Source organism: Desulfobacterales bacterium, assembly GCA_028704555.1.
Lineage (GTDB): Bacteria > Desulfobacterota > Desulfobacteria > Desulfobacterales > JAQWFD01 > JAQWFD01.
The window spans coordinates 31234-41822 of sequence record JAQWFD010000037.1; the positions used below are offsets into that span (position 1 = coordinate 31234).

9 protein-coding genes are annotated in these 10589 nt (G+C 48.1%); 8 read left to right on the plus strand and 1 reads right to left on the minus strand.

The genetic code is table 11. The features are described 5' to 3' along the window. Positions 1–5 precede the first annotated feature (5 nt). Entirely contained in the window at positions 6–977 is a 972-nt protein-coding gene (locus PHQ97_12825) for a diguanylate cyclase (protein ID MDD4393618.1), read from the plus strand. Between the two features lie 113 nt (positions 978–1090). On the opposite strand, the gene PHQ97_12830 is transcribed toward PHQ97_12825, so the two are convergent. Next, positions 1091–3583, minus strand: a complete 2493-nt coding sequence (locus tag PHQ97_12830) for a helix-turn-helix domain-containing protein (GenBank protein MDD4393619.1) — start codon at positions 3581–3583, stop codon at positions 1091–1093. Between the two features lie 1521 nt (positions 3584–5104). On the opposite strand from PHQ97_12830, the gene PHQ97_12835 reads away from it, so the two are divergent. The 7 genes from PHQ97_12835 (at position 5105) to PHQ97_12865 (ending at position 10301) form a co-directional block, all read left to right on the plus strand. Next, a complete protein-coding gene (locus PHQ97_12835; GenBank protein ID MDD4393620.1) occupies positions 5105–5602 on the plus strand; it encodes a hypothetical protein in 498 nt (165 codons plus the stop codon). Positions 5603–5613: 11 nt separating this feature from the next. After that, positions 5614–6342, plus strand: coding sequence for a hypothetical protein (locus PHQ97_12840; GenBank protein ID MDD4393621.1), 729 nt, complete (start codon positions 5614–5616; stop codon positions 6340–6342). An 87-nt stretch (positions 6343–6429) separates the two neighbouring features. Next, a complete protein-coding gene (locus PHQ97_12845) occupies positions 6430–6933 on the plus strand; it encodes a hypothetical protein (protein MDD4393622.1) in 504 nt (167 codons plus the stop codon). Positions 6934–7075: 142 nt separating this feature from the next. Then, a complete protein-coding gene (locus PHQ97_12850; GenBank protein ID MDD4393623.1) occupies positions 7076–7792 on the plus strand; it encodes a hypothetical protein in 717 nt (238 codons plus the stop codon). 77 nt (positions 7793–7869) lie between these two features. Continuing rightward, positions 7870–8790: an endonuclease NucS gene (locus PHQ97_12855; protein MDD4393624.1), complete on the plus strand. Its 921-nt coding sequence runs from the start codon at positions 7870–7872 to the stop codon at positions 8788–8790. A gap of 83 nt (positions 8791–8873) precedes the next feature. Then, a complete protein-coding gene (gene sigZ / locus PHQ97_12860) occupies positions 8874–9425 on the plus strand; it encodes an RNA polymerase sigma factor SigZ (protein ID MDD4393625.1) in 552 nt (183 codons plus the stop codon). Between the two features lie 75 nt (positions 9426–9500). After that, positions 9501–10301 carry an arsenite methyltransferase gene (locus PHQ97_12865; GenBank protein ID MDD4393626.1) on the plus strand — a complete coding sequence of 267 codons (801 nt, stop codon included), beginning with the start codon at positions 9501–9503 and terminating at the stop codon, positions 10299–10301. Positions 10302–10589: the final 288 nt, after the last annotated feature.

Sequence of the window (10589 nt, forward strand, 5' to 3'; positions counted from 1 at the left end):
TTCCCATGCGCATCCTGATAGCCGAAGACGATTTCACATCCCGCACCGTACTGGCGGGTGTGTTGAAAAAAAGTGGGCATGAAGTGGTGGTAACCGTCAGTGGCGCTGTGGCGTGGGATGTGATGCAGCAGTCCGACGCGCCCCGGCTGCTGATTCTCGACTGGCTGATGCCGGAAATGGACGGATTGGATGTCATACGCCGGGTCCGCGCGCTGCAAACCGACCGGCCGCCTTACATCATCATGCTGACCATCCGGGATGAAAAAGCCGACATCATCGCCGGGTTAGATGCCGGCGCCAACGACTACCTGGCCAAGCCCTTTGATCCCGGCGAGCTGATCGCCCGCGTTGAGGTCGGCCGGCGCATGGTCGAGATGCAGGACGCGCTCATCGAAAGTAAAAAGGCCCTGGAACACCAGGCCACCCACGATCCGTTGACGGGTATGCTCAATCGCCGGGCGATTTGCGATCAACTGCAAAAAGAGCTGGCACACGCTGAACGCCATGGGGATAGACTGGTTGTCGGGATGTGCGACATAGACCATTTCAAACAGGTCAACGACAGATATGGCCACCAAACCGGCGATGAGGTGCTCTGCGGGCTTGCGCAGATTCTGAGTGAAAATCTCAGAAAATACGATTCTGTGGGGCGTGTGGGAGGGGAGGAGTTTTTGCTTATCATGCCGATGAAGGCAAAAACGGACCCACTTCCCCTGGTTGACAGATTGTGCATGCGGATTTCCGAAAGCAGAATTGCGACCCGATCGGGCGAGATTTCCATTACCGTGAGCATCGGCGTGTCCTGCCAGAAAGCCGGAACCACGGTGGATGAGATATTGATGGCCGCCGACACGGCGCTGTATCAGGCCAAAAACAATGGCCGAAATCGCGTAGTCCTGAGCAATACATTTTCAAATACGGCCCCCCCCGTGCGGATACTGAACGCCGATGACAGAGAAAAACAGGGTCAACCCTGACCGTAAAATCACTTGTTCAAAACGGGAAGATAAAGGATCCCTTTACGAAAAAGGTTCCGGGCTGTGTGCGATGTATCCGGCGGATTTTCATGAAACATGCCGAATCCGTTTGTCTATTTTGATGCCAGATATTTTTGGTGGGCCAGCACCAGTTTGATTTCGCTATAGGAGTACTCGGCTCCCAGCTCGTTTTTTACGGTTTTGATAGAATGGCTGGAAACTGCAGCCAGTTTCTTTTCAATGGCGCGTTGTCTTTCAGGTGAAAGCACTTTGCTGATATCCAATTGGCCATTTTCCACAAAAAAGCACAGATGCCCCTGGATGGTGGATTCCACCAAACCTCTTTTTTCTGCAATCCGGGGAATCGCTACTCCCTTATTGAACATATCGAAACTGATCTGCCGGGTGTCCGAAGGGGATGCCTTTTGGGGGTCAGGTTTGCTTTTTTCCGGCACTTCTCCGGGCGGTGGCAGTATCCGCTTGTCTATTCCGTGTTTTTTGCGATAGCCCAAAACCATTTTCACAAGTTCCTCGCCATATTTTTCAATGGTTTTCCTGCCGATGCCGTTAATTTTTTTAAGATCAGCCGTATTGTCGGGCAGACATACCACAACCTGGATTAATACCCGTTGATGTAAAACCTGAAACGGGGCAATGCCTTCCTCCACGGCTTTGCGGGAACGCCAGTCTTTAAGCGCCCGGAATAGTTCCGGGTGTTCAATGTCTGATTCGCTGCAGACCGGAGCCGGGCGTTTTTTTGCTTTCTCAGGGGCAGACTCGATCTCGGAACTGGATACGGCGCGCAGATAACTTGACGGTGAAAATCCTTTTTCACAAGAGTGAATGCCGGCCAGCTTCACGGCAATTTCTTTTTTAAGGTTATCTATGGCATTGCCAATTTTTTTGCCCAGCTCTTTATTGTCGGTTTCCACGTGAAGTTTCTGGACGAGGTCATTGAAAACCAGGGTGAACTTATCCTGGAACCATGCCGAGGCTTTGCAGATCCGTTCCAGAATATGGGCATTGGATTCAGGCAGGCTGGCGTCCGTAAAAATGGCGCGCAATTGACGCTTGAAATTTTCACCGACTACAAAAATATTTTCGGCAGCCATCTTTTCCAATTGGCTGATATCGGCCAGGCCTGATATCTGAACCCGTGTGGCGCTGCCCCGCAAGAGCCGGGCAAGATGGTTGAGACGGTTGTTCAGCAGTTGAAAATCAAAACAATCCAGCAGCAGTTCCTGCTGATAGCTTATTTTAGCAGCCTCAAGAAGGGTTTCGGAGGGCGGATTCCGCCTTGCCATTTCGTCAAAGGAGAGGACAGCTTCATCCGTTCCAATGCCCCTTGAAGGGATGGCCGATGTCAGCACCATTCCCTCAAAAGTTTTACAGCGGCTTAAGGCGACATAAACCTGACCATGGGCAAAAGCGGATTTTGCATCGATGATGGCCTTGTCAAAGGTCAAGCCCTGACTTTTATGGATGGTGATGGCCCAGGCCAGTTTCAGGGGGTATTGCTTGAATTTTCCGATGATCTCCTCCCGGATGTCCCTGGTTTCCGGGTCAACTGTGTATTTTATATTTTCCCAGTCCACGGGTTCAACCACAATTTCCTCTGACTCTCCGGGGCAGACGACGCGGATGGTTTGATTGAAAATTTTTTTTATTTTGCCGATTTTTCCGTTGTAATAGCGCTTTTCAACAGAGGCATCATTGCGAAGGAACATCACCTGGGCCCCTTTTTTAAACGCAAGCGTGGCCTGGGTCGGATAGACGTACTCGGGAAAATCCCCGGAAATCTCCGCTTTGAAAAAATGTGCTGCTTCAGACAAGGCCTGAAGCCGGGTTTGATTGATGGATTCGGCGCTGCGATTGTGGGTGGTCAGGGTGATATAGCCCTGGCCGTCCTCGGGTGTAAAATCCTGAATATGACGCCGGTTCAGTTCCAAAATGGCGGACGCATCAAGCCGGTTGTCACGCACCTGGTTAAGAAGCCTGATAAAACGGGGCTCTGACTGCCGATAAACATGTTTTAATTCAATGGTAACAAGTCGGGTCTGTTCAAGGGCATGACTGCTGAAAAAATAAACCGATTCATAATATGGCTGTAAAAGTTGCCATTCCTCCTGCTTTGCCACAGGCGAGAGCTGGTGCAGGTCTCCGATCATCAGCAGCTGCACGCCGCCAAAGGGCAGGTCATTGCGGCGATAGCGGCGCAGCACCGCATCCACCGCATCGAGTAAATCGGCCCGCACCATACTGATTTCGTCAATTACCAGCAAATCAAGGCTTTGTATAATCCGTATTTTTTCCTTGCTGAACCGGAACAGGCCTTGCCGATTGCGCTCAAATGACTCGCTGCCCGGTATAAACGGGCCAAAGGGCAGCTGGAAAAACGAATGGAGTGTGACACCGCCGGCATTAATGGCGGCCACGCCGGTAGGGGCGGTGACAATCATTCGTTTTGCCGTATTTTTTTTCAGATGATGCAGAAAGGTGGTTTTGCCGGTACCGGCCTTACCCGTCAGAAATATATTGCAGCCCGTGTGCTGAACAAAGTCGCGGGCCAGTTCCAGTTCATGGTTTGAGGAAGTTGTGGAAGACATATTTTTTTGCTTATTCCGAAACAGGGTTTTAACGACTCTCCCGGGCAATCCCATCCGGCCTTTGCCGGTTCAACTGCCAAAGTCTGTTTGTAAAAATTAGAATATCAGCAAAAAGACGGGAAAAATCAAGGGTAAAATAAGGAATGTAAAGATGTGTAACGCTCCTGGCCGATAATTTTTATGCTCATTTTTGGTATCCGAAAACAGGGTGGATTCTATTTTTCCATGACCGGATATGACTTGCAATCAAACAAATATCGGAAATGATTGACACCATCGGTAATTTCTACTAAGCAGTCGATGAGGAATCGAAATGGCGTTTTTATGATGGCAATATCATTCAGACATAGACCGCTGATTAAGATCAGGGGGTACAAATTGATAAAAGCAAAAACGCATAATTTCATGGGCATGTCAAATGCTCACAATGGATGTGAAAAAAATATTTTTGAAAATCAGAAATTTAGAGGTCGCTTTTTGGCATCCAAAAGTCTGCTCTAAGCCCTATTCAAGGGGGCTTTTTAAGTTAGTTATTTTAATTTCAATATGTTATATTGGTCGATCTGGTGCAAGATACCGCAACACTTCCCGCACCTGATCCATGAGCTTAAGTCTGGAATTGGGATAAAATTTCGGCTTTTTCCCCTTTTGACTTTTCATATGTTGTCACATACATACCGTGATATGCGGAATGCTTCCAGATGAAATGTAATAAGCGGACAAAAAACCGGGAATTTTTCCCTATTTCAAGATTAATATAGGAATAAGCGGAAATACTGTCCGCCCATAGGGTGATATGACGGACAAAATTCCGCTTATTGCACTGATAGGTCGGATGAGCTTCGCTCCATTGTGCTTGCCAGCCGAAGCGCTCCGCGCTCCGCCTATCAAGCCCAATGGAGCCGACTGCGATTCTCAGCGCAGGCCGGAAATTAAAAACCAATTTCCGTCCCGCACCTGCGAGTCTCGCGGCTCATCCGGCGGGCGTTGTGTGGTAAAAAATGGAAATTGAAGTGTCAATCGATTTAACAGAATTTAAAGACGTGTCTTTGCCATTGATATCGGGAATATGGGGTCGGGCCGTAGCAACTGTCTGAAATAATTAAGTAAGGGCCTAATATAAGGCCGTTTTTTAGGCTTAAACGTACCATTTGGGGTATGAAATTGGCCGTTTAAGGAATATTGTTCCTTGAATTTTTATCTTAAACAGCTCATTTTGGTACCAAAAATAGCTGTTTAAAACCGAATTGGGGCCTTATTATGATGCGTAATGGAATGATATCAGTTGGTTACTGTGGTCCGACCCCATTGGCCCTTCTGTGAACATTTGTTCACATAAATAGAATATTTAATTACGAATTATCAAATAATTAGACGACGATTTCGTCGTCTAATACCTGTATATCCCGGATTAGACGACGAATCAGTCGTCTAATCCGATTTCGTATAAAAACTCGTCGCCTTATAAGGCGACACTTCGGCAGTCTAATACATGTTAGGTGCTTAAAAAAGGAGAGAAAAATGAAGCCTGTCGTAATTATTGCAACAGTTCTCTTGTTCCTGGCGGGCTGTGTTACGCCAATGCAGGTGGCACAAACGCAGACTTTCGCATTGTCAAAAGATACACCAATAACTGTTTCAGTCCAAAATGACTATGCTGGAGTGCAAGGTAGAGTGGAAGCCAGGCTTATTCAGCTCGGGCTTAACGTGGTGCCTGTAGATGTAGCCAGAAAGGCCATTGAATTAAAACAGGCTACGGCAACAAGAGACGGGATGACTTTGTCAAAATCTGCATTGGAGTCCAATATTTATTACCCAACGGCGGTTGTTGTCTCTGTGGCATACCAGACACGAAGCGACGCAATAATGCAGGGATTCACATTTTTCAATGCTCGATTCTTGGATCTTAGTACTCAGCGCGTTCTTGGGGTAGCTTCTTTTTCTCAAGGGGCTAATTGGGTCACTATGGATTATACCCTTGATAGCTTCGCAAAAGAAATCGCTGGTTATGTCAGATGAAAGAGGGCCCAATGGGCAATCGCTGGTCTATTTACATAGATATTGAAGGCTTCGGTGCTCTTTATGAAAAAGACAACCAAATTCTTCTATCGCTCGGAGACCTAATGGAGGGGATTTACCTCATCGGGTCGCATTGCTACACGGAAACACCAAATCGGATATTTGCCCATCAAACTGGCGATGGTTTTGCAATTGTAAGCGAATTTGGGACAACCTCGCTAGAAATCCCCGTTGCCATTGCAATAGCCCTCATGCGGCATATTTCAGCCGGAGGCCGTTTTGCTAAAGCTACTATTGGCGAAGGTGGTTTTGGTGACATATCTGGATGTTATCCTGCATCCGTGCGAGATGCACGTGATGAATATGGTCGTGTACGGTTAGGGAGAGGAATAATGACACTGTTCTCAACAATGGGAACAGCCTTGATTCATGCAGTGGCTTTGACAAAGAAATCGCCGAGCGGAACCTTGTTAACGCTCTCGCATGAAGCATTGTCCCGCCTGCCAAACGGCTGCGTAGTTCAAGTTATAGCCGAGCGAAAACTTATCAGCATAGATTGGGTGCATAGTTCCTTCCCACTTGTGTCCGATATCCAGGGTAAATCCGGCCTGCAAGCACCATCTCCCGCTGAATTGAAAGAAAACCTCATAAATTATTTTCAAATGCCCGGTGTTAAAGAAGAGTGGAAAGCTAACTCGAATTGGTACTTGTCATTGGGGATAGTACCAAATGGCACCTAACCAACCGCATCAACTCGGACTGGCAATTCCGCTGCGCTCCATTGCCAGCCGGTTATGCGGACCGTTGGCAACAAGGAGACATCGAATATGAACAAAATCGTGATACCGAGCACATCTATAGAAGAGAAATGCGTTAATGAGGTGCTTGGATTAACTCGCAACAGATACAATGAACTTCAATATGAAGAAATCCTCGAACACAATGTGGATGTGTGCCGAATGGGAATTGAGGACGGAATCACGAGTAGCGATTATTCACAAATGCTTACAGAGCCAAGAATTGAGAAGGGGGACATCGTTATTGGTTTTACTGAAGGGCTCAATCAATACTGTAACAATGCGTGTCTCGAAAAGGAATATTATGGCACTGACTATCCTGAAGAAATAGCCAAGTACATAGACTGGGGTTATCAGTGTTGCTACGGCGATCCCAATAGAGATGAATCTGAGGACGTTTCTGACGTTGGGGCATCTGAAGAGAGTTTTAAGCGTTTTTTGGAAGAATTCGTGGAAAACCTTGGAGAACAGGTCGTTAAATTACAAGCTGAATATGTAAAACAGCATCCTGACGAATTCATTGGGAATGGCTAAGAACTGCCAACCAGAAGCTGAAGAGGGACCGGGAAAGGCCGCGGCGTTTTTGGTCGAATTCAGTTTACATAAATTTCCGGGCCGTGAAATAAGACTTTGGTTCTTCTTTCCCGGCCCCTTAGCAGCGGCGTTAGGCAAATGAATGAATAACCTCGATCGCTACAAAATGCTCGTTGATGGTGTGCCGAAGGACATTGCCTCGGTACCGTCCGAGTTTGTCCTTCATAAAAATGGTACTCTCAGTGTGGTGTGGGCACCTGTCGACTACATCAATAAAGGAGCCCGGATTGCTATCGTCGGTATCACCCCAGGATGGCAACAGGCTCAGGTCGCTTACAAGGTAGCCCAACAGGCCCTGAAAGGCGGCCTCAGCTACATAGATGCTTGTGCGTGTGCGAAAGGCCAAGCTGCTTTTGCCGGAGCCATGCGTAAGAACCTCGTTGCGATGCTTGATGAAATTGGTGTTGCTTCGGTCTTGGGCATTGCCTCGACTGTTGACCTCTTTAGCGGATTGCACCCCGACCTCCACACGACGTCAGTATTACGCTATCCGGTTTTTCACAACAATAAAAACTACACGGGCCATACTCCAAATTTACTGAAGAATGATTACCTTCGCTCAATGGTAGAGTCTTTGCTCTTGGAGGAGCTAATGGCGGTCTCACCTGTTTTGGTTGTTCCGCTTGGGAAGGCCGCCAATGAGTGTGTTCGACACGCGTTAACCATTTGTCAGGCAAACGTTTCTCTTTTGAACAAGTTTCCGCACCCCTCTGGAGCAAATGCTCACAGAGTGCGTCAGTTTAATGAGCAGAAGAAAGTTCTTGCGAACACTGTGGATAATTGGGGAAGGTCTGCCTAACATTTCGTTCACATAGGAGCGGAAAAAGCCGCATCCAAAGAGCTTTTCGTTAGGAATAACGAGAGAAAGGACATGATATGCCGCGGTACTGGGTAATGGCTCCCGTTCAGTCGAAGCCGTCAGGTCTATTCGACGCAGTATGGCAATTCGATCGTGACCAGAACGTGATATCCATCGGCTGGAGCCAGCTTGGCGATGTCACGGGCATAACCAGAGAAGAACTGGCCGAGTCTGTTTCCGCAGCCTACCCGGGCAAGCCTTCGCAAACCAAAGGGCTATACACAAACATGTTGTGGGCGTTCTACCACGAGATGCTTCCCGGTGACTACGTGATCGCACGGCGGGGGAGGAAGACGCTTGCTGGCGTGGGCAGGATCACCGGACCCGCCGCATACGCGCCGGCTCGGAATTCACACGTCGAGCATCCGGGATTCATAGACGTTGCTTGGCAAGACCAACCCCGCGACAAGCCTTTCTCTACGATTGTCTTTCCCATGCACACATTGGCGGAGTTTTCGGAGGACCAATTTCGAAGCGTTGTTGAAGGCTCTGGCCCTCCAATCTGCACGCCGGATGACGAACCCGAAGTCGATGACCCGAGTGAGTTCGTTCTGGAAAAGTACTTGGAGGATTTCATCGTCAGTAACTTCGTGACGATCTTCAAAGGACACCTGGGGCTTTTCGAGGATTCGGAAGGGAACGACGGTCAACAATACGCAACCGACATCGGCTCCATCGACATACTGGCAGTCGATGCACAGTCCAACGCATTCGTTGTGATTGAGTTGAAGAAGGGGCGACCCTCCGACAGAGTCGTCGGGCAGATCCTACGGTACATGGGATGGGTGAAGATGAATCTGTGTTCGGATGGACAGATGGTGAAAGGATTAATCATCTGTCGAGATCACGATCCGAAATTGACCTATGCCTTGGAAATGACGAACAACATCGACGTGCGATACTACAATGTGTCGTTCAAATTGAGAGAGAATCCCTAACCAATCAATAGACTCTGACCAAAAAAGCTGACGCTTTTTCGGCAGGTCATTTCAGGCGTTATGGCGGCATGGAGATCCAACTAATGGACATATCAGAAAAAGTCTGGCTTGAATATCATTCAAATCTTCGTACGTTTATTAAAAGAAGAATATCGAATGACGCAGCGACTGATGACATTCTTCAGAACGTATTTTTGAAAATGCATTTCGGTTTGGCTTCCTTGAAAGACGAGACAAAACTGAAAAGCTGGCTCTACCAAATTGCAAGAAACGCTATCATCGATTATTTCCGGTCGCAGAAGCCAACCGTAGATATTCCTGAGTGGCTTTCGCAACCTGAAACCGATCCCTCAGAAAAGGTGACTCAAGAGTTGTCGGAATGCCTGCAACCAATGATTCAACTTCTGCCCAAGAACTATCGCGAGGCAGTCACTTTGGCAGAATTGAAAGGATTGAGGCAGAAGGAAGTCGCCCAGGTTCAGAGCATTTCGGCTTCGGGCGCCAAATCCCGAGTCCAACGGGGCCGAGCCCTCTTGAAAGAAATGCTGGCTGAGTGTTGCCGGCTTGATTTCGACCATCGTGGTCGAATTAGTGGGTACGAACGAAAAGACGGAATTTGTGATGGTTGTTGCTGATATTTTGCGTCCTTTTTGATGTTTCCTCGTCTATAAGTGTGAGCATTAATCATTAACCCTATAGAGGAGGTGCAAATGGACAAAAGTAAGAATGACGAAATTCGCAGTGCTGTTCGAGAAAACTACGGAAAGGTAGCTGCATCGGGAAGCGCCGGTTGCGGTTGCTCACCCTCATCCTGTTGTGGAACACTCAATGGCCTGACGGCAGCGGATATTTCGCTTGGCTTGGGTTACTCCGGCGAGGACGTGACTGCCGTGCCGGAAGGGGCGAACATGGGCCTTGGGTGCGGCAATCCGCAGGCCATCGCTTCCTTACAAACCGGCGAAGTTGTGCTGGACTTGGGCAGCGGAGGAGGATTCGATTGTTTCCTGGCGGCGCGGGTTGTTGGGGACAAGGGAGTTGTTATCGGTGTTGATATGACAGCGGAGATGATCACCAAATCCCGCCGTAACGCTGAACAAGCCGGTTTCGAGAACGTCGATTTTCGCCTGGGAGAGTTGGAAAACCTGCCAGTTGCCGATGGAATTATCGATGTCATCATTTCCAACTGTGTGATCAACCTTTCTCCAGAGAAAGAAAGGGTATTCCGTGAGGCATTCCGCGTATTAAAACAAGGTGGGCGGCTGGCGATTTCCGATGTTGTTGCCACCGCTGAGATTCCGGACGACGTAAAGAAAGATATGGCAATGTATACTGGTTGTATCACGGGCGCATCTTATATTTCGGAACTCGAATCTATGTTGCAGCAAGCTGGCTTTGAGAACATCCGGATCAGGCCAAAAGATGAAAGTAAAGCCTTTATCCGTGATTGGGCACCCGGAAGTAAGGTTGAGGATTATGTTGTTTCGGCAACTGTTGAGGCAGTAAAGCCATAGCCATAACAAGGCAAATTAACGCGGACTGCCAAAAGCTGCGCCGCTTCGCTCTGCATCTTTTGGCATCCGGTTATTTGCAACGTGATAGTAAAAAAGCATACAAATCATAGAAAAATTGGGTAACACTTTCTTCTCCCCCCAAAAAAGGAGAAAGTGTTATAAGTTTGAAACAATTCAGCCAAAATCAAAAACTGACAATCCTTAACAGCGCCAAACAAATCGGGATGAAGAAGGCAGCAGAGATTGCCGACGTTCATTACACCACGGTCTATGACTGGCGGCGCCAGC

Coding starts and splice junctions, on each gene's coding strand:
- PHQ97_12825 (MDD4393618.1), top strand. CDS start 6: ATGCGCATCCTGATAGCCGAAGACGATTTCACATCCCGCACCGTACTG.
- PHQ97_12830 (MDD4393619.1), bottom strand. CDS start 3,583: ATGTCTTCCACAACTTCCTCAAACCATGAACTGGAACTGGCCCGCGAC.
- PHQ97_12835 (MDD4393620.1), top strand. CDS start 5,105: ATGAAGCCTGTCGTAATTATTGCAACAGTTCTCTTGTTCCTGGCGGGC.
- PHQ97_12840 (MDD4393621.1), top strand. CDS start 5,614: ATGGGCAATCGCTGGTCTATTTACATAGATATTGAAGGCTTCGGTGCT.
- PHQ97_12845 (MDD4393622.1), top strand. CDS start 6,430: ATGAACAAAATCGTGATACCGAGCACATCTATAGAAGAGAAATGCGTT.
- PHQ97_12850 (MDD4393623.1), top strand. CDS start 7,076: ATGAATAACCTCGATCGCTACAAAATGCTCGTTGATGGTGTGCCGAAG.
- PHQ97_12855 (MDD4393624.1), top strand. CDS start 7,870: ATGCCGCGGTACTGGGTAATGGCTCCCGTTCAGTCGAAGCCGTCAGGT.
- sigZ (MDD4393625.1), top strand. CDS start 8,874: ATGGACATATCAGAAAAAGTCTGGCTTGAATATCATTCAAATCTTCGT.
- PHQ97_12865 (MDD4393626.1), top strand. CDS start 9,501: ATGGACAAAAGTAAGAATGACGAAATTCGCAGTGCTGTTCGAGAAAAC.